The sequence below is a fragment of the Faecalibacterium sp. Marseille-P9590 genome, assembly GCF_017377665.1.
Taxonomy (GTDB): domain Bacteria; phylum Bacillota; class Clostridia; order Oscillospirales; family Ruminococcaceae; genus Faecalibacterium.
In genome coordinates, this window is sequence record NZ_JAFREF010000009.1 from 74,485 (window position 1) to 92,893 (window position 18,409).

22 protein-coding genes are annotated in these 18,409 nt (G+C 58.2%); 9 read left to right on the forward strand and 13 right to left on the reverse strand.

What is annotated here, in order from left to right; all coding sequences use genetic code 11:
• Positions 1-3: 3 nt before the first annotated feature.
• On the reverse strand, positions 4-735 hold the full coding sequence (locus J3349_RS10450) for a LytTR family transcriptional regulator DNA-binding domain-containing protein (RefSeq protein WP_207677374.1): 732 nt from the start codon (positions 733-735) through the stop codon (positions 4-6).
• A gap of 152 nt (positions 736-887) precedes the next feature.
• On the opposite strand from J3349_RS10450, the gene J3349_RS10455 reads away from it, so the two are divergent.
• The gene (locus tag J3349_RS10455) at positions 888-1,841 is read left to right on the forward strand and encodes a glycosyltransferase (RefSeq protein WP_207677375.1); all 954 of its coding nucleotides are present in this window, start codon (positions 888-890) and stop codon (positions 1,839-1,841) included.
• A gap of 123 nt (positions 1,842-1,964) precedes the next feature.
• Here J3349_RS10455 and J3349_RS10460 read toward each other — a convergent pair whose 3' ends face one another.
• Positions 1,965-3,764 (reverse strand): aminopeptidase P family N-terminal domain-containing protein, encoded by a 1,800-nt coding sequence (locus tag J3349_RS10460; RefSeq protein WP_207677376.1) that lies wholly within the window; start codon positions 3,762-3,764, stop codon positions 1,965-1,967.
• Between the two features lie 322 nt (positions 3,765-4,086).
• Here J3349_RS10460 and J3349_RS10465 point away from each other — a divergent pair, with 322 nt between their 5' ends.
• The 3 genes from J3349_RS10465 to J3349_RS10475 are packed head-to-tail and all read left to right on the forward strand — an operon-like array spanning position 4,087 to position 6,798.
• The gene (locus J3349_RS10465; protein WP_207677377.1) at positions 4,087-5,310 is read left to right on the forward strand and encodes a CobW family GTP-binding protein; all 1,224 of its coding nucleotides are present in this window, start codon (positions 4,087-4,089) and stop codon (positions 5,308-5,310) included.
• Between the two features lie 24 nt (positions 5,311-5,334).
• Positions 5,335-6,297 carry a GTP-binding protein gene (locus J3349_RS10470; RefSeq protein ID WP_158395759.1) on the forward strand — a complete coding sequence of 321 codons (963 nt, stop codon included), beginning with the start codon at positions 5,335-5,337 and terminating at the stop codon, positions 6,295-6,297.
• Positions 6,298-6,324: 27 nt separating this feature from the next.
• A complete protein-coding gene (locus tag J3349_RS10475; RefSeq protein WP_207677378.1) occupies positions 6,325-6,798 on the forward strand; it encodes a hypothetical protein in 474 nt (157 codons plus the stop codon).
• A 49-nt stretch (positions 6,799-6,847) separates the two neighbouring features.
• Here J3349_RS10475 and J3349_RS10480 read toward each other — a convergent pair whose 3' ends face one another.
• From J3349_RS10480 to J3349_RS10495, 4 genes are read right to left on the reverse strand one after another with little or no spacing between them, the layout of a single operon-like run.
• A complete protein-coding gene (locus tag J3349_RS10480) occupies positions 6,848-6,988 on the reverse strand; it encodes a Txe/YoeB family addiction module toxin (RefSeq protein ID WP_207677379.1) in 141 nt (46 codons plus the stop codon).
• A 35-nt stretch (positions 6,989-7,023) separates the two neighbouring features.
• The gene (locus J3349_RS10485) at positions 7,024-7,788 is read right to left on the reverse strand and encodes a nucleoside phosphorylase (protein WP_207677380.1); all 765 of its coding nucleotides are present in this window, start codon (positions 7,786-7,788) and stop codon (positions 7,024-7,026) included.
• Positions 7,785-8,492, reverse strand: a complete 708-nt coding sequence (locus J3349_RS10490) for a Crp/Fnr family transcriptional regulator (RefSeq protein WP_207677381.1) — start codon at positions 8,490-8,492, stop codon at positions 7,785-7,787. Before J3349_RS10490 ends, J3349_RS10485 begins: the two co-directional genes overlap by 4 nt.
• A 6-nt stretch (positions 8,493-8,498) precedes the next feature.
• Positions 8,499-9,356: an NAD(P)/FAD-dependent oxidoreductase gene (locus J3349_RS10495; RefSeq protein WP_158395749.1), complete on the reverse strand. Its 858-nt coding sequence runs from the start codon at positions 9,354-9,356 to the stop codon at positions 8,499-8,501.
• Between the two features lie 734 nt (positions 9,357-10,090).
• Between J3349_RS10495 and J3349_RS10500 the strand changes: the two genes are divergently transcribed.
• From J3349_RS10500 to J3349_RS10510, 4 genes are read left to right on the forward strand one after another with little or no spacing between them, the layout of a single operon-like run.
• The gene (locus J3349_RS10500) at positions 10,091-11,101 is read left to right on the forward strand and encodes an asparaginase (RefSeq protein ID WP_207677382.1); all 1,011 of its coding nucleotides are present in this window, start codon (positions 10,091-10,093) and stop codon (positions 11,099-11,101) included.
• A gap of 10 nt (positions 11,102-11,111) precedes the next feature.
• The gene (locus J3349_RS14090; protein ID WP_242699621.1) at positions 11,112-11,336 is read left to right on the forward strand and encodes an EcoRV family type II restriction endonuclease; all 225 of its coding nucleotides are present in this window, start codon (positions 11,112-11,114) and stop codon (positions 11,334-11,336) included.
• Positions 11,333-11,593, forward strand: coding sequence for a type II restriction endonuclease (locus J3349_RS14095; protein ID WP_347565009.1), 261 nt, complete (start codon positions 11,333-11,335; stop codon positions 11,591-11,593). Before J3349_RS14090 ends, J3349_RS14095 begins: the two co-directional genes overlap by 4 nt.
• Positions 11,590-12,519, forward strand: a complete 930-nt coding sequence (locus J3349_RS10510; RefSeq protein ID WP_207677383.1) for a Dam family site-specific DNA-(adenine-N6)-methyltransferase — start codon at positions 11,590-11,592, stop codon at positions 12,517-12,519. Before J3349_RS14095 ends, J3349_RS10510 begins: the two co-directional genes overlap by 4 nt.
• Before the next feature lie 47 nt (positions 12,520-12,566).
• Here the strand turns inward: J3349_RS10510 and J3349_RS10515 are convergent, their stop codons facing one another.
• The 6 genes from J3349_RS10515 to J3349_RS10540 all read right to left on the reverse strand — a co-directional run bounded on the left by J3349_RS10515 (position 12,567) and on the right by J3349_RS10540 (position 17,482).
• Positions 12,567-12,896, reverse strand: a complete 330-nt coding sequence (locus tag J3349_RS10515; protein ID WP_158395743.1) for a branched-chain amino acid transporter permease — start codon at positions 12,894-12,896, stop codon at positions 12,567-12,569.
• Positions 12,893-13,630, reverse strand: coding sequence for an AzlC family ABC transporter permease (locus J3349_RS10520; RefSeq protein WP_207677384.1), 738 nt, complete (start codon positions 13,628-13,630; stop codon positions 12,893-12,895). The genes J3349_RS10515 and J3349_RS10520 overlap by 4 nt, the downstream gene beginning before the upstream one ends.
• 115 nt (positions 13,631-13,745) lie before the next feature.
• Entirely contained in the window at positions 13,746-15,629 is a 1,884-nt protein-coding gene (locus tag J3349_RS10525; RefSeq protein WP_207677385.1) for a heavy metal translocating P-type ATPase, read from the reverse strand.
• 235 nt (positions 15,630-15,864) lie between these two features.
• Complete coding sequence (locus tag J3349_RS10530) at positions 15,865-16,086, reverse strand: cation transporter (RefSeq protein WP_015566080.1); 222 nt, start codon at positions 16,084-16,086, stop codon at positions 15,865-15,867.
• A gap of 75 nt (positions 16,087-16,161) precedes the next feature.
• A complete protein-coding gene (locus tag J3349_RS10535; RefSeq protein WP_015566081.1) occupies positions 16,162-16,500 on the reverse strand; it encodes a metalloregulator ArsR/SmtB family transcription factor in 339 nt (112 codons plus the stop codon).
• A 229-nt stretch (positions 16,501-16,729) separates the two neighbouring features.
• Positions 16,730-17,482: a TIGR02206 family membrane protein gene (locus tag J3349_RS10540; RefSeq protein ID WP_207677386.1), complete on the reverse strand. Its 753-nt coding sequence runs from the start codon at positions 17,480-17,482 to the stop codon at positions 16,730-16,732.
• Between the two features lie 177 nt (positions 17,483-17,659).
• Between J3349_RS10540 and J3349_RS10545 the strand changes: the two genes are divergently transcribed.
• A complete protein-coding gene (locus tag J3349_RS10545) occupies positions 17,660-18,046 on the forward strand; it encodes a thioesterase family protein (protein WP_015566083.1) in 387 nt (128 codons plus the stop codon).
• Here J3349_RS10545 and J3349_RS14205 read toward each other — a convergent pair.
• On the reverse strand, positions 18,043-18,174 hold the full coding sequence (locus J3349_RS14205) for a hypothetical protein (protein ID WP_256275951.1): 132 nt from the start codon (positions 18,172-18,174) through the stop codon (positions 18,043-18,045). The genes J3349_RS10545 and J3349_RS14205 overlap by 4 nt on opposite strands.
• Positions 18,175-18,409: the final 235 nt, after the last annotated feature.

Here is an 18,409-nt window from a genome sequence, read left to right on the forward strand (position 1 = left end):
GCTTTATCGGAACTGCTTTTCCAGATAATCTTTCAGCGCCGTGCGGGCCGCAGGCTCCCGCCCGCGGGGGACAGGGACCCGTGCGCCGCTCTGCATCCAGAACTCGCCCGCCGCCAGCTGGGACACCGCCGCCAGATTGACCACATAGGAGCGGTGGAGCTGGACGAAGCGCTCATCCGTTAAAAGCGGCTGGGCCACCTGCGCGAACGGCACCCGGACGGACAGGGACGGCACATCCTCGCCGCTGGCGAGATGGAAATGCACCACATGGTGGGTACACTCGAGGTATTCGATGTCCGCGAAGGGCAGCACCCGCAGACCCGACGCCGTGGCTACCGGGATGGCCGGGCCGTACTCCGGCTCGGTGGCCCGGGCCAGCAGAGCGTCCAGTTGTTCCGGCGGGACAGGCAGCAATAAATACTGCATGGCGTCCACCCGGTAGGCGCTGTAGGCGTGGGCGGGCGTATGGGCCAGAAAAGCCAGCGGGCTACGCCGCCCCCGGCTGCGGAGTGCAGCCGCTGCCCGCAGCGACGCGGCGGCTGCCGTGGACGGCAGCTCGATGAGATACAGCTCGTACCGCTCCCCGGCGTCGTCCCGGGCCAGCAGGGCCTCCGGGCTGTCCAGCTGCTCGATGATGCAGGCGTCGTCCCGCCGGGCATAATAGTCGAGACACTGCCGCTCCACCCGGCTGCGGAGGACGCTGTCCGGGCTGCACACCGCGATATGAAATATCATTCCGAAGCCCCCTTTCGGGCCTGCCGCCGGCGCTTGCTTTTTCGGCCCGGCGGGAGTATCATTGCTCTGAGAAGCCGTTTTCATAAGCATTGCGCACCCCGCTCACGAAAACAGCTTCTGAAAAACAGAAGAAAGCAAAAGGAGAAACTGCTATGGAAATGCCTTTCGTCAGCATCATCGTCCCTGTGTACAATGCCCAGAGCCACCTGAGCCGCTGCCTCGAAAGCATCTGCGGGCAGGAGTACAAGAACCTCGAGCTCATCGTCATCAACGACGGCTCCAAAGATAAGAGCCTGCCCGTCTGCGAGGAGTTCCGCAAAAAGGACAGCCGCATCCTGCTGGTGGACAAGGCAAACTCCGGCGTGTCCGACACCCGGAACCTCGGCCTGAAGCTTGCCAGCGGTAAGTACGTCCAGTTCGTGGACAGCGATGACTACATCGCCCCGGACTACACCGCCCGGCTGGTGGAGGCGGCAGAGAAGACCGGTGCCGACCTCGTCATCTCGCCCTACACCATGGTCATCCCCGCCGGGGCGTCGAAGCCGGAACAGGTGCTGGAAAAAATCCAGGACGACCTCGGCGTCATGCATGTTGCACGCCCGCCGGAGAACCGGGAATACGGTTTCCTGCCCGAGGGCGTCTACGACAAGGACACCTTCGCCCGCCGCCTGATGGACAAGCCTGCCTCTTACTTTTACAGCGTGCTCTGGAACAAGCTCTACCGCCGCGACATCCTCACCCGGCACGACATCCGCTTTACCAGCGAGATGCGCTGGGCCGAAGACCTCGTGTTCAACATGCAGTATATCCAGTACGCCGAAGTCTTTGCGTCCATCCCGCAGCCCGGCTACTACTACGTCCAGAACCCTCAGAGCATCTGCCACACCCAGATAAAGCCCGCCACTCTGGTGCAGAACAAGATCCAGGTGTTCCACTACTACAAGGACCTCTACACCCGGCTTGGGATGTATGAGCAGGTGCGGCCCCAGCTCTACAAATTCCTCATCGACATTGCCGAGAGCACTTACCCCTCCGGCCCCTTCAAGAAGGTCATCGATGAGGCGAAAGCCTACTGGAAAGAGCACAAGGCAGAGATCTCATCTTAAAGAAAAGCGGGAGGCCCCTGCGGGGCCTCCCGCTTTTGTTGAAATTCAACCTCTCACCGCTCCATCCCGCTGACACGGGCATGTCGCGGAGCTCCCCTAATAGGGGAGCCTTTTAGAGGAATTTTACGCTCCGATGGCGGCACACTTCTTAGCCAACCAGTCGCGCTCGTCCTCGGTCAGGCGGGGAGCCAGCTTCTCGAAGACCTCGCGGTGGTAGGCGTTCAGCCAATCCAGCTCGTCGCGGCTCAGAACGCCCGGGACGATGGGGGAGGTGGCGATCGGCACGAACGTGATGGGGCGGAATGCCAGGAACTCGCCGTACTGGTTGGATGCCTTGTGGTAGCACTCCAGCTCATTCTCGATGCGGATGCCGACGACGCCGCCCTCATAGACGCCCGGCTCGTCGGTGACGATCATGCCCGGCTTGAAAACGGTGGTGTTGCGGCCGTTCAGGGCGTGGGGGCCTTCGTGGACGTTGCCCACGTGGCTGACGCTGTGGCCGGTGCCGCAGCGGTAGTTGATGAGGTGGCGCCACAGCGGCTCACGGGCGATGGTGTCCAGCATATGGCCGTCGCAGTAGTCCAGCCAGACAGCCCGGGCGATGTCGATGTGGCACTGTAAAGTCCAGGTGTAGAACAGGCGCTCGTCCTCCGTCAGCTCACCCAGCGGGTAGGTGCGGGTGATGTCGGTGGTGCCGTCCATATAGGTTGCGCCGCTGTCCACCAGCAAGAAGCCCTTCTTCTCGAGCTTTGCGTGGTCTTCCTCGGTGGCGTGATAGTGCATCATGGCGGCGTTGGGGCCGTAAGCTGCAATGGTGCCGAAGCTCTCAGTCAGGAACTTGTCCTGTGCGCTGCGGTACTTGTGGAGAATCTCGTCGATGGTCAGCTCGGTCAGCTCTTCGCCGGCGGCCAGACGGTTCTCCAGCTCGATCTGGAAGCGCACCATAGCCACGCCGTCGCGGATGTGAGCTTCGCGGGTGTGAGCCAGCTCGACTTCGTTCTTGACGCCCTTCATGGGCAGCAGGGGGTCGGCCTCGTCCTTGACGGTCAGAGCCGGGTTGGCCTGCAGGGTCTGGTAAACAGCATAGTTGACGGAAGCGGGGTCGGCCAGAACGGTCTGCTCTTCGGCCTGGGCGGCGAGGAAGGTAAGCACATCGTCGTACTCAGCCAGCTCCACGCCGTTCTCCTTCAGCTCCGCAGCAGCCTCGGCGCTGACGCGGGCGGTGTCGATGAAGAGCGTCGCCTTATCGGGGGTCACATAGCAGTAAGCCATTGCGTAAGGGGTGCATTGAATGTCCATCGCACGCAGATTGAGCAGCCATGCCAGATTGTCCAGCTTGCCCACCAGCTGTGCGGTGCAGCCCAGCTCAGAGAGCTTCGCGCGCAGCTGGCCCAGCTTCTCGGCAGGGGAGAAGCCTGCGTACTCTTTCGGCAGGAGCCATGCCGGGGTAGCGGGCAGGGCGGGACGGCCCTCCGTCCACAGCTCGTCCTCGAGATTCAGCAGCTTGATGGTGCCTTTCTTAGCGTCCAGTTCTTTCTGCAGGCTGCGCACCAGACCGCAGGAGGCAGTCAGGCCGCAGAGGCCCAGCTTGCCGCCCTCGGGCAGGACTTTGCCGCAGTACTGCTCGGCGGTCGGCACGCCCGGCTCGCCCATCCTCATCAGCTGGATCTCGGTGCCAGCGATCTCCTTCTCGGCCTGCACGAAGTAACGGCCATCGGCCCAGACAGCGCTCTCGGTCATGGTGACGACGAAGTTGGAGTTCTCGCCGTGAAAGCCGGAGAAGTAGGTCAGGGCAGTGTAGTGGTCGGGCATATACTCGCTGGCGTGCGGGTCTCCCACCGGGATGAGGTAGACGTCCACGCCGTTTGCCTTCATAGCCTCGCGCAGGGCGGCCAGACGCTCGGGAACGGTATTCATGCTCATGTCAAAAAGCCTTCTTTCTTTATTATGCCGGAAAAACGTCCGGCGGCGATGGTTTGCTGTACCTTATTGTATCATTCCGGGGCGCAGAATGCAATTCGCAGGTATCATTTTGGTCCTGCCGCCCGAAAACGCAAGCAAATTGCAAAAAATGTTACAAATTTCTCATCAAAAAGGCCGGTTTGCCATTGACAGCCTTGTTATAATAGGAGTGTAGGAATTTTACGGGTCAGCACTCAGCGGCCCGGACTGCTTGTAAGGCCCGACGGGCCTGCTGGGCAGCGCCTTTGCGGCGTCTGCATAAAAGAAAGAGGCATTTCAGACTATGACCAAAATCGATATTTTCTCCGGCTTCCTTGGCGCCGGTAAGACCACCCTTATCAAGAAGCTCATCAAAGAGTCCTTTGCCGGCCAGAAGGTCGTGCTCATCGAGAACGAGTTCGGCGAGATCGGCATCGACGGCGGCTTTTTGAAGGAGTCCGGCATCCAGATCAATGAGCTGAACGCCGGCTGCATCTGCTGCTCTCTGGTGGGCGATTTCCGCGCCGCTCTGCAGCAGGTGGTGGAGCAGTACCACCCCGACCGCATCGTTATCGAGCCCTCCGGCGTCGGCAAGCTGTCCGACGTGACCCGCGCCGTCGAGGGCGTGGCCGAGCATCTGGATGTTCAGCTGAGCAGCTTCGTTACCGTGGCCGACGTCAACAAGGTCAAGATGTATATGAAGAACTTCGGTGAGTTCTACGACGACCAGATCAGCCACGCAAGCTGCATCATCCTGAGCCGCACCCAGAACGCCACCGAGGAAAAGATCGCCGCCGCTGTGGCCATGCTGCGTGAGAAGAACCCCACCGCTACCATCGTCACCACCGCCTGGGACGCCCTGACCGGCGAGCAGATCCTGAAGGCCATGTCCACCAAGGACGACTTTAAGGCTGAGCTGATCGCTATGGCTGCCAAGGCCAACGAGGAGCACGCCCACGAGGACGAGGAAGAGGAGCACGAACACCATCATCACCACGACCACGATGATGACCATGATGAGCATTGCTGCTGCGGCCATCATCATGATGACGACGACGATGATGAAGACGAGCATGAGCATCATCACCACCACGACCACGATGACCACGACGAGCATTGCTGCTGCGGCCATCACCATGATGACGACGACGATGATGAGGATGAGCACGAGCACCATCATCATCACGACCACGATGATGACCATGATGAGCATTGCTGCTGCGGCCATCATCACCATCATCATGACCACGACGCCGATGAGGTCTTCACCAGCTGGGGCGTCGAAACGGCCAGGAAGTTCTCCAAGGCTGACATTGAGCACGCCCTCACCGAGCTGGACACCGGCAATTACGGCATGATCCTCCGCTCCAAGGGCATCGTGGACGGCGGCGCAGACGGCTGGCTGGAGTTCGACTACGTTCCCGGCGAGTGGGAAGTCCGCGCACGCGGCGCAGACGTCGGCGGCAAGCTGGTGGTCATCGGCTCCAAGCTGGATGAAAAGGCCATCGCTGCACTGTTCGGCTGCTGATCGACCCTGAAAGGATAAAAGATTATGGCAAATGAGATCCCGGTTTACCTGTTTGTGGGCTTCCTCGAGAGCGGCAAGACCAAGTTCATTCAGGAGACTTTTGAAGACCCCAACTTCGACTCCGGCGACAAGACCCTTCTGCTGGTCTGCGAGGAGGGCGAAGAAGAGTACAATGAGAAGAAGTTCGCCTTCCCCGGCGTGACGCTCTACAACCTCGAGGACAAGGCTGAGCTGAACCCCCAGAACCTCGCAAAGCTGGCCAAGGAGGCCGACGCAGGCCGCGTGGTCATCGAGTACAACGGTATGTGGATGCTGCAGGACCTGGCAAACAATCTGCCTGAGAACTGGATCGTCTACCAGTGCATCGCCACCGCCGACGGCACCACCGCGCTGACCTACGCCCGCGACAACTCCATGCGCGCGCTGATGCTGGACAAGATCGCCCGCAGTGAGCTCATCGTCTTCAACCGCGCCGAGGCCGTCAACAACGACGCCGCCCGTCAGGAGCTGCACAAGCTGGTGCGTCAGGCATCCCGCAAGTGCGACATCGCCTACGAGTTCAAGGACGGCAGCGTGGCTTACGACGACATCCCCGACCCGCTGCCCTTCGACATCAACGCCCCGGTCATCGACATCCCGGACGACGATTACGGCATCTGGTATATGGACTGTCAGGACGAGCCCCAGAAGTACGCGGGCAAGACCGTCAAGTTCCTCGCACAGGTCTGCCAGACCAACCGCGCCGGCAAGAACAGTTTCGTGCCGGGCCGGTTCGCCATGACCTGCTGCGTGCAGGACATCCAGTTCGTGGGCTTCCCCTGCAGCTACGACGGCTATAAGGCCCTCGAGCAGCGGGCATGGGTCAAAGTGACCGCAAAGGTCGGCTATAAGTTCCATAACATCTACCGCGGCAAAGGCCCGGTGCTCACCGCACTGTCGGTGGAGCCTGCCGAGAAGCCGCTGAACGATGTTGTCACCTTCTCCTAACTGCAACATAACTAAGGAGGTCATGGCATGAAAGCAATCTTCCGCATTCTGGGTACTGCCGCCGCTGTGGCGGCCACCGGTGCCGCCATCGTCATCATGGACAAGTTCCTGAACGAGAAGGCCGCACCCATCATCGAATCCATCGAGTTCCCCGAGGAAGCCGAAAAGGACGACGCAGAGGCCGCCAAGACCGCCGAGGCATACGCCGAGGGTGAGGCCAAGGCGGAGGCCGAAGCCGCCGCACCGGCAGAAGAGACCGCTCCCGCTGAGGAGCCCGCTGCCCCTGAGACGGAGGCAGCGCCCGCTGAGGCCGCAGAGCCTGTGACTCTGCCCGACCTGAGCGAAGAGCGCCCGGTCTGTGACCCCGAGGCTCCGAACCCGAACCCCGTGGAGGCCGGCCCCGCCGTCGCCCCCAAGGACGAAAACGGTAAGTTCGACCCGACTAAAATCGCCGACGTCTCTGACTTCGGCGACTGGGAAGAGCAGGGGTGCAAAGGGTAATTCCCTTTGATAGCAAAAATGCCATCGTGCCTAGGCACGATGGCATTTTTTATCGCTCGTAGTGAGTCCAAAGACTCAGAATTTTGATGGTCTTTTCTTCCTCATAGATCTGATAGCCCAGTCTGTGCTGTAAATTGATGCGGCGGCTGTATGCGCCGTTCAAATCTCCGACCAGTTTTTCAAATGTCAAGCAGTTTCAACGACTCTCTGCGATTTTTATATGGTTCACCACATTCTCAGAACTTCTACGCAGAGTTCCAACGCTTTCCGCAGCGAATCCTTTCCCCAATCACGGTCATCATGCTGCTCTGCATTTGCAAGGGAATCCGCTGTGTACAGAATTTGTCCAAAAGCTGCTCCGCGCTTTTTGGCGCAGGCCGCAAGGGCAGCACATTCCATTTCTACCGTTGCGCAGCCTTCGGCTTTCCGGTACGCCACCATATCCCTTGTTTCTCGGAAAAAGCCGTCTGTCGTCCATGTGATGCACTCACGGAAGGGAAGACCCAGCGCACGGAAGGTCTTTTCTATGGCCTGCACCGCTTCCGAGGCCGGTTCTGCATACCGGGCGGCAGGAAGATAGTGATAGGATGTGCCCTCATCCCGCAGCGCTTTGGTCGGGATAAGAAATTCGTTCTCTGCCATTTCGGTCAACACGCCGCACGAGCCTGCCGTAACAATTTTCCTGCACCCGCAAGCAATGAGACAATCCATAAACTGCGCCGCAGCGGGCGCTCCCAGTGGGGCTTGACAGAGGCAGAATTCTTCGCCGTCATTTTTTACAACATAAATCGGGTAGGTCTTTGTGACAGTCTCAAAATGCTCTGCAACTGCCGCGCCCGTCTCGGCGGCATAGGAGTCGATGGTGTCCCCCAGAAAAGCAAAGACGCATTTCTCCGGTAGAGTTAGCTGCTCCGCCCCGTGGTTGGGCTTTAATATCTCTGTCGAGTCGAAATCGTATTCCAAAATGGGAAATTCATTTTTCTGTATCATGCTTCACCTCTCGCGATCCGGTTCAGTCTTTCCTTGTCCAATACCTCTACCCCGCCGCGGTAGAGCTTCACGATGCCCTCACCGGCGAAGTATTTCAGCAGGCGGCTCACCACCTCGCGGGCAGAACCCATGTACTTTGCCATCTGGTCCTGGGTCAGGCGGACATCGTCGCCGCCGGTCTTGGCAAGCTCGTCCGCGAGGAAGATGGCCAGCCGCCGGTCGGCGCTCATGAAGAGGATCTGCTGCATCGTCCACATGGTGTCGGAGAAGCGCTCAGCGGTCATCTGGTAGGCGAAGCACCGCACCTCCACGTTCTGCTGCATGAGACTGCGGAAGACGCCTGCGCTGATGCAGTAGGCCTCGGCGTCCTCCTCGGCGTCGATGTAGAGGTCAAAGTTCACCGAGTCCATAACGCAGGAGGCGGAGAGGATGCAGATCTCGCCGCCAAAGAGGCGGTAGAGGGTCACATCCCGGCCATCGTCGGAGAGAAGATACGCCCGGAACTGGCCGGTGCGCAGCAGCAGGATGCCCACGCAGTTCTCCACCGGGCTGTGGACCCGCTCGCCCTTGCGATAGCGCACCGGGCGGGTGGTTCGGCAGAGTATATCCTGCTGCTCGGCGGTCAGCTTGTCCCAGAAGGGGAAGGCACAGGCGAGACATTGGCGGTGCTCGCCGCATTTAGGGATAGGCAGGATTTCCGGCATTTTAAATCACCCCTTCCGCAGCGCTTTGGCGGCTTCGGTGCCTGCCAGAGCGCCCTCATAGACGGCCTTCGCCACCTGCAAAAGCCCGCCGGTGCAGTCTCCGGCGGCGTAGAGGCCGGGGACGGTGGTCTGCATTTTTTCATCTGTCACGATGCGGTCGTTCTCCACAGCGGCACCGATTTTCCGGGCCAGCGCCGTACTGCCCGCAACGCCCAGAGCCACAAACACACCCGCCAGCTCCACCACATCGCCGCCGGACAGCTGGACGCCGGTGACTTTCTGCTCGCCGAGGATCGCATCGATTTTTTCAGGCCGGACAGTCACCTCCGGCGGAAACTCTGCCGCCAGCGGCGCACCATTCAGCAGGAGGGTGACGCTGGCCGCCACCGGCAAAAGCGCCTGCACCTCATGCAGGGCGTATTCGCCGCTGCCTACCACGGCCACATCTTTGCCGCGATAGAAAAAGGCATCGCAGGTGGCGCAGTAGCTGACGCCGTGGCCCTCGAGGCCCGCCAGCCCCGGGATGCGGGGCGTCGCCCGCGAAGCACCTGTGGCGAGGACAACAGCGTCCGCTGGGTAATCTCCATCGAGGGTTTCTACAGTGAGTTTATCGGTATAGGTCAGACCCACGGCCTCGGTGGTCACAAATTTAACGCCCACAGCCTTGGCCCCCTCGATGCCCTGACGCTCCAATTCCGCACCCGATATGGGGGCGGCAAAGCCGTAGTAGTTCTGGATAAGCTCTGCACGGTCAAGCGCACCCGGCCCCCGAGTGAGGACGGTGGTGTCCACCCCCGCACGGGCAGTGTACAGCGCGGCGGATACCCCCGCCGGGCCGGAGCCGATGATGACGATGTTGGACATAGTGGGCCTCCTTGTACTTCTTGTATTATCGTAAAATCAGTTACTTTCTTTGCGCGCCGACGGCGCGGGGTTAGAGCGCTTTTACGCTGGGCTAAGTTCTCTTTTGCGCACCAAAAGAGAACCAGAAAAGTGCCCGCTACTTTCGAGGCGCGGGAGGCACGAACTAGGGGCTGCTCGCCCCTAGTAACCCCGAAGAGGTGGGCTCCAACTCAAAATGCTGGAGATTCACGCCATTCGGCGTGAAGATCTCTTAACCGCATTTTGAGCCTCCGCCGATTTGCTGCTCCGCAGCAGACTTCACGCTTTTGCTGGACGTAAAGTCCTGCTGAAACGTAACACCCTCGGCGAAGCCGTAAATCGGAGAAGTGAGAAAAATGCGTTTAGCGAAGCGGCTAGCATTTTTCCACTTCGACTTCTCCTTCGGGGTCTGAAAGGGGCGAGCAGCCCCTTTCTCGTGGATCCAGCGCGTCGAAATCGCTGGTGCTTTTCTGGTTCTCTTTTGACATCAAAAGAGAACAATTCCACTTAACGTAAAAGCGCTCTGCCCCGTGCACCAAAAGAGAACTTAACCCCGCATAACAGCGCTCTACTCTATTATACACCAAATCCCCCTAATTTCTGTGACCAAGTCCCAAAAGCCTCCATTTTCCGCCCGAGCGCCACTTTGCAAGGGCGGGCGAGTGTGTTATACTTTTTATGAATGCGATTCAATCTTCCTGATGGAGGCTTTTTCTATGTCCACAAAGCAGCGTCTGCTTTTTATCACCACCGGCGGCACCATCGCCAGCGTCCGCACCCAGCAGGGCCTCAAGCCCGTGCTCACCAGCGAAGAGCTTCTGGCTCATCTGCCTGAGCTGAACGAGCTCTGCTGCCCCGACACGCTGGCCCTGTGCAGCATCGACAGCACCGACCTCGGCCCGGAGCACTGGCTGATGATGGCGAAGGCCGTGCAGGAGAACTATGCCCTCTACGACGGCTTCATCATCTGCCACGGCACCGACACGCTGGCCTACTCGGCGGCGGCTCTGTCCTACCTCATCCAGAACGCCGACAAACCCGTCATCCTCACCGGCGCACAGCAGCCCATCTCCAACGAGATCACCGACGCCAAGAAAAACCTTCGCGACAGCGTCATCTGCGCCCTCGACCCCGGCAGCCGGGGCGTCATGGTGGTGTTTGGCGGCCATGTCATCGCAGGCACCCGCGCCAAGAAGAACAAGACCATCAGCTATGACGCCTTTGCCTCGGTGAATTTCCCGGCGCTGGCACTGGTACAGGGCGACCGTCTGGTGCGGTATGTGCCTTCGCCCTGGCCCACCGGCCCTGTGGAGTTTGGACGCTCGCTCAGCCCCCGCGTCTTCCTGCTCAAGCTGACGCCCGGCCTCAGCCCCGATTTGATCCCCGAAATTTTCCGCCTCTACGACTGCGTCATCGTGGAGAGCTTCGGCGTAGGCGGCATCCCCCAGCGGCTGATGGACGCCTTCGCCGAGGGCCTCGGCGACTACGACAAGACCCACAAAGTGCTCATCCTCACCACCCAGGTCACTTACGAGGGCAGCGACGTGGGCATCTATGAGGTGGGCAAGCGGGTCAAGAACCGCTTCCGCTTCCTTGAGGCCCACGACATGACCATTGAGGCCGTCGTGACGAAGATCATGTGGCTGCTGGCGCAGGACTGCGACAGCTTCGACCAGCTGCAGCAGCGGTTCTACCGGCAGGTCAATTTTGATACGTTCTACCATTGAGGAGCGTGCAATGAAAAACGAACGTGAAAAAGCCTTATTTTTAGCACAACTAAAAGACTTTGCAAATACTCTGTCCGATAAGATTGCAGTAAACGATGAATGGACCATCAAGGGCTTTATCGATATTTTCAAAAACATTTATACGATTTCTTCCGACACTAAAATCGTCTCCAAAATATTAGAGTTGCACTTATTCCCTCAGTTTCTAGCCTTTGCCGAACAGACTGGAAAATAGCAAGTGACAAGGGTGGCAGTGGAAACACGGCAAATATCGGCAGTATCCATAATATTCAAGATATTTTAAATGGTAATGGTGTGTTTGCCAAAGCTAGTGAAGAATTGTTTGATGATTATTGGGCAAACTTTGGCAAAATAGAAATTCTTTCTGCGAACAAGCGAAAAAAGCTTTCCTCTTTTTCGGAATATCTGCAATACAGAGGACTGCCTTCCGAGTTGAATAATTGCAGAGCCTCTAAAAGGAGCACAAAATGAGCGAAAAAATATTCGTTCCTCCTCTTAAAATCCAGGGCATCAAGACAAAACTCGTTCCTCTGATCCGGGAAAATGTGGTTCTGAGCAAGGATACCGTGTGGTATGAGCCATTTATGGGGTCTGGTGTTGTTGGCTTTAATGTTGAGCCGGAACGTGCCGTATTTGCAGACGTCAACCCTCACATCATCAACTTTTATAACAGAATAAAAGATGGCTCTATCACCAGTGGAAAAGTCCGTGCATTTCTCGAAGCGGAAGGGAAGAAACTCGAGAATGGCGATGCCGATTATTACTATGAGGTTCGTGACCGATTCAACCAGCATCACGAACCTCTGGACTTTCTCTTTCTGAACCGTGCCTGCTTTAACGGGATGATGCGCTTCAATAAGGACTACAACTTCAATGTTCCATATGGACACAAACCTCAGCGGTTTGCAAAGGCTTATATCACAAAAATCGTAAACCAGGTCGCCCACATCGAAGAGCTTCTGAAAACCCATGAATGGGAGTTTTTGTGTCAATCCTTTGAGGATACGATAAGTTCAGCGACCCATTCCGATTTCATATACTGCGACCCTCCGTATATTGGCCGTCATGTCGATTACTATGACAGTTGGGATGAAGAACTCGAAGTTGCTCTGCACAGCGCACTCGTTAAATCACAGTCCAATTTTATGCTGTCAACATGGCATCATAATGATTACCGTTCAAACGAATATATCGAGCAGGTGTGGAATGACTGCCAAATCATCACACGGGAACATTTTTATCATGTAGGTGCAAAGGAAAAGAACCGCAATCCTGTCGTAGAGGCACTTCTTACAAACTATGTCATTACCGGCACTCAAAATCAGCTCCGGCTTGAAAATGAACAGTTGTCTCTATTTAGCACTTCCGATACACTTCCAGAAAAAATAGCAAATTAAAAACGTCCTGTATTGCTGCAAAATCAATACAGGACGTTTTACATTTCTCAAAACACCATTTGCACCAGCAGCACATAGCACAGCGTGCCGCCGGCGATGGAAACCAGCGTCTGATGCTTCCACTTATGGAGGGCGACGGTCACACCGATGGCGATGGCCTCCGGGATGCCGTGGCTGCCCGAGGTGAGGCTGACGCCCTTGAGGCAGTAGACGATGAGCATTCCGAAGATGGCGGCGGGCAGCACATGGCCCAGATACTCCACCACCTCAGGCACCTTGCCGCCCCGGGAGCCGAACACCAGAAAAGGCAGAAAGCGGGTGAGCATGGTCGCCGCCGCGCAGACAGCGATGGTCAGGATGAACTGGATATTGCTCATTTTGCCGCCTCGCTTTCTTTGGCCTCGATGGGGCGGCGGAGCAGCAGCAGTGCCACAAGGATGCAGACCATCGAGGGGATGAGGAAGCTGCCTGAGCCGAAGATGCGCAGGCAGACCAGCGGCGCGGCAATGCCGATGATGGCGCTGGCGTGCTGTTTTTCCTTTTCCCACTGGTTGAGGAAGATGACCACGAACATGGCCGTCATGACGAAATCGACGCCCTCAGTGCTGAAGGGCAGGACAGAGCCGAGGGCCGCACCCATGGCCGCGCTGGCGACCCAGTAGATCTGGTCCAGCAGGGTGATGAAGAACATGAACCAGCCCTTATCCACGCCCTCGGGCGGCTCTGCCGAGCAGGTGATGGAAAAGGTCTCGTCGCTCATGGCGAAGATCATGTAGGCGCTGCGCAGGCCGTAGCCGCGGTAGCGCTGCAGCATGGTCAGGCCGTAGAAAAGATGCCGCGCCTGGATCATCAGCGCCATCAGAAAGGCCGACACCGGCGCAAAGCTGCCCAGAAGCAGCGATGCCAGCACGAATTCCAGCGAGCCGCCGTACACTACCGTACCCATCAGGGGCGGCAGCCAGACCGGCAGGCCCAGCGACTGCACATAGATGCCGTAGCCGAGGCCCAGCACCAAATATCCGGCAAACACCGGCAGCGTCTGAGGCGCTGCGGCCCGGAACGCGCGCCATACCGGTGCGCGGTTCAAATTTGTTTCGTTTTGTTCCTGCATTCATTTCAACCCTCCAATATAGTAGTATAACAGGTTTATCTGCATTTGCAAGAACTATTTATAAGGCAAAGAGGGTTCTGTGCGGCCGCACAGAACCCTCTTTGCCTTATATCTTTTATTTTTTGGTGAGGTCTTTCGTGTAGAGGGCGCGGGTGGCATTCAGGACAGCGAGGACCATGACGCCGACGTCGGCAAAGATGGCCGCCCACATATTGGCGATACCCAGAGCACCCAGCAGCAGGCAGGCCGCCTTGATGGCCAGAGCAAAGACGATGTTCTGGTAGACGATGCTCTTGGTGCGGCGGGCAATGCGCATGGCGAGGGCGATCTTGGCCGGGTCGTCATCCATCAGGACGACGTCGGCGGCCTCAATGGCGGCGTCAGAGCCCAGAGCACCCATGGCGATGCCCACATCCACACGGGAGAGGACAGGGGCGTCGTTGATGCCGTCACCCACGAAGGCCAGCATCTCTTTGGGGTTCTTGGCGGCCAGGAGCTTCTCGATCTGGTCCACCTTATCGCCGGGCAGCAGGCCGGCGTGGTACTCGTCGATGCCCAGCTCTGCCGAGACAGCCTTTGCCACCGGCTCTGCGTCGCCGGTAAGCATGACGGTCTTGCGGACGCCAGCCTGCTTGAGGCCCCTGATGGCCTGTGCGCTGTGGGGCTTCACCACGTCGGAGATGAGCAGATAGCCCGCATACTTGCCGTCGATGGCCACATGGACGATGGTGCCGGTCTGGGGGACATCGGGGACGGTGAGGCCCAGCTTTGCCATCAGGCGGGCATTACCGGCAGCGACCGGCTTGCCGTCCACCTTGGCGGTGACGCCGTGGCCGCCCAGCTCCTCCACATCGGTGACGCGGGCAGAGTCGATGTCCTTGCCGTAAGCAGCCTTGATGCTCAGGGAGATGGGGTGCTTCGACCAGCTCTCGGCCAGCGCAGCGGCTTCCACAAGGCTGTCTTCGGTACCGCCCTCTACGGGGCAGACCTTGACGACCTTGAAGGTACCCTGGGTCAGGGTGCCGGTCTTATCGAAGACGACGACGCGGGTATCGGCCAGCTCTTCCAGATAGGTCGAGCCCTTGACGAGGATGCCGCAGGCGGAAGCGCCGCCGATGCCGCCGAAGAAGCTCAGCGGGATAGAGATGACCAGAGCGCAGGGGCAGCTGATGACGAGGAAGGTGAGGGCGCGGTAGACCCAGTCGCCGAAGCGGGCGGGCTGGCCCATCAGCAGCAGAACGATGGGGGGAATGAAGGCCAGCGCCAGCGCGCCGTAACAGACCGCCGGGGTATACACCCGGGCAAAGCGGGTGATAAAGTTCTCGGCGCGGGCCTTCTTCATGCTGGAATTTTCCACGAGGTCGAGAATTTTAGAGACGGTGGATTCGCCGAACTCCTTGGTGGTCCTGACCTTGAGCAGGCCGCTCATGTTGACACAGCCGCTGATGACCTCATCGCCGGACCGGACATCCCGGGGCAGGCTCTCGCCGGTGAGGGCGGCGGTGTTGAGGGTGGAAGCGCCCTCGACGATAACGCCGTCGATAGGCACACGCTCACCAGGCTGGACCACGATAATGGTGCCGATCTCGACCTCATCGGGGTCCACCTGCTCCAGCTTGCCGTCCTCGCCCTCGATGTTGGCGTAGTCGGGCCGGATATCCATCAGGGCCGAGATGCTGCGGCGGCTCTTGCCGACGGCAACGCCCTGGAACAGCTCGCCGATCTGGTAGAAGATAATAACGGCACAGCCCTCGACGTAATCGCCCAGCGCAAAGGCACCCACGGTGGCGACGGCCATCAGGAAGCATTCATCAAAGGGCTGACGGTTCTTGATGCCCAGAAGGGCCTTGCGGAGCACATCCCAGCCCACCACGAGGTAGGGGATACAGTAGAGCAGCAGCTCCACCGACGCGGGCAGAGGCGGCAGCAGCTTGAGCACCAGCACCAGCGCCAGAGCGGCGATGATGCGGTACAGCATTTTCTTTTGTTTTTTCGTCACGGGTACCAGCCTCCTTTTGGGGCAGTTTTCTCAGATTCAACAGGTTTTCCCCACAAGGGGCTTGTTTTCCACGCTTTCCCCCGGCTTTTCCACGAGTTTTTCCCGCAAAAAGCCGCAAATACGCGTTCATTTTTCTATTTTTGCGTCCAGGATGTTGAAAACGCCGTGGAAATTGTTGAAAGCTGATTTATTTTTCCACATTTTCCACGCGCATCCCGGCAGTATAAGTCGAAACTCAGATGCCAAAGATCTCGCAGTCGTCCTCGACCTTCTTGCAGGCGGAGAGGACATTCTGCATAGTAGCCTTGACGTCCGCGCCCTCATCGAACTCGACGTTCATCTTCTGGGTCATGAAGCTGACGGTAGCCTTTGCGACGCCGGCGACCGTGTTGGCGGCATCCTCCATCTTCTGGGCGCAGTTTGCGCAGTCAACTTCGATCTTGTAGCTCTTTTTCATAATAAGTACCAGCCTTTCTTTCTATATCTCCGCTCCGCCGCAGGGTGCGGCAGAGCTTGCAGCGTTTTGGGGGCATCACTCTTCGATGTGGTCCATGCCCATGGAGAGGATGCTGCGCACATGGTCATCGTCCAGTGCATAGTAAATGGTCTTGCCGTCGCGGCGGAAGCGGACGAGCTTTGAGTCCTTGAGCACCCGCAGCTGATGGCTCACCGCCGACTGGCTGAGCTGGACGGCATTTGCAATGTCCTGCACGCACAGCTCATCGTCGTGGAGGGCGTAGAGTATCTTGATGCGGGTGGAATCGCCGAACACCCGGAACAAATCGGCCAGCTCGTAGAGCACCTCATCGTCCGGCAGCACCGGCGGGGCCTTGGGCAGCTTCTGTTCTGGGGCAAGAGCATTCTCAGCCATCGTTGTCATCCTTTCGTTTCAATATATGAACACCTGTTCATGTGTTCATGATAACACGCTGTATGGCTCCTGTCAAGGAGTTTTGTATAAAAAATCAGCATTCTCTTAAAATTGATAAAACAGACCGCAAAACGCAAGAAATTTGCAGATTTATTTTGCAGGAAGGGTGCAATTTAGGGCGAAAGAAAAGGCAGTCCTGACCGAACTGCCTTTTTCTAAAGCACTGCATTCATGCCCGCTTCTTCTTTTTATAGTCCGCCGCCCACGGCAGATACATGAGGAACAGCGCCAGCGCGGTGGCAGGCAGGAAGCCCAGGATATAATATTTTTCGCCCAGCAGGGCCGTGAAGGTGCTGGTGATGATGTTCCCGTAGGGATTATTGAGGAAATAGAAGTTGGTGTTAAGGGACTTATTCAGAAAGTAGATAGGCAGGGCAGAGCCGAACAGGAACGCCAGCACCTGCGGCACCCGCCGGGGACTGGGACGGTAGCCGCCCGCCACCAGCAGGACTGGATAGAGTACCAGCAGGGCATGGATACTGACGGAGTGCAGATTGATGAGCGTCCACCAAGAGGGGACATCCAGCCAGCTGGGGCAGAGCAGTGCCAGCATTGCACCCGGGATACAGAGGGCATACAGCTCCTCTTTGCACCAGTTTCTGTCCGTGATCGTGTTGTACAGACAGACGAAGACGTTGATATTGCACAGGTGCAGGGGCAGATAGCTCCAATTCCACTGGCCGGTCAGGGCCATCCCCAGCAGAAGGGCAGCTTCGTCCAGCAGGAGCAAAGCGGTGACTCCGACTAAAATGCGCCGCCGGGTGCGGGCAGAACTGCGGCGATACCACAGGGCCGCCCCCACGATAAAGGCAAGCGAAACGGCCAGCTCCATGAGGTGAACAGTGCCATACAGCGGGTAGCATCGGTAATCGGCCCCGTATTCGGCGTGGGTGATGTCGTAGGATTTCCAGAAATCGTTCATCTTCTTTCCCTCCTTGTCCAGCTTATGATACCGCGTTTGGCCTCAAACGGAAAGAGTTTTGAAGGAAAATCCCGAAAACAGGTGCAATGGTGTGAGTTTTGTGGTATCCTTACAAATGTGAAATTATCTGCCGCAAACCGCGGCATCACGACAAATTAAGAAAGAGGGAATTTTTATATGTTAGAAACTGGAATCCGCGGCAAGCAGAGCGTCGCCGTCACCCCCGAGAACACCGCCAAGACCATGGGCAGCGGCACGCTGAATGTCTTCGCCACTCCCGCACTGGTGGCGCTGGCCGAAAAGACCTGCTGGATGAGCGTCGCCGACGCTTTGGATGAGGGCTGCGGCTCTGTGGGCACCAAGCTGGAGCTGGAGCACACCGCCCCCACCCCCGTGGGCATGACCGTCACCTGCGAGAGTGAGCTGACCGCTGTGGAAGGCCGCAAGCTGGTGTTCAAAGTCTCCCTGTACGACGAGAAAGGCCCCGTGGGCGGCGGCGTCCACGAGCGCTTTGTGGTCAACGACGCAAAGTTTGCCGCCAAGGCCGAGAGCAAGAAGGGCTAAGACTCTTTTTTCTCGGCAAGCTCGATGGGCGGCGGGTCGGCAGCCAGCAGCTGCTGCTCGGCCCGGGCCTGAGCTTCCTGTAAAAGCCGTGCCGCCTGTTCGCTGGCACGGAACAGCTCTAAATACATCGCTTTATAGTCCGGCGCAGCCAACACCCCCTTCCGTGTCCCATCACGTTAGAAGCTGTTTTTGTAAGCAGGGTGCATCGAACGACGAGAATTTTTGCTCGCAGACAAGGCGATTTTCCGCAGCAATCCTGAGCGGATTGCAAGGGAAAGCAACGCAGTATGCGGGCAAAAAGGCCGTTCGGGCGGTGTGCAATGCTTATGAAAACGGCTTCTAAAGGGTTAGTCTGCCCGGCAG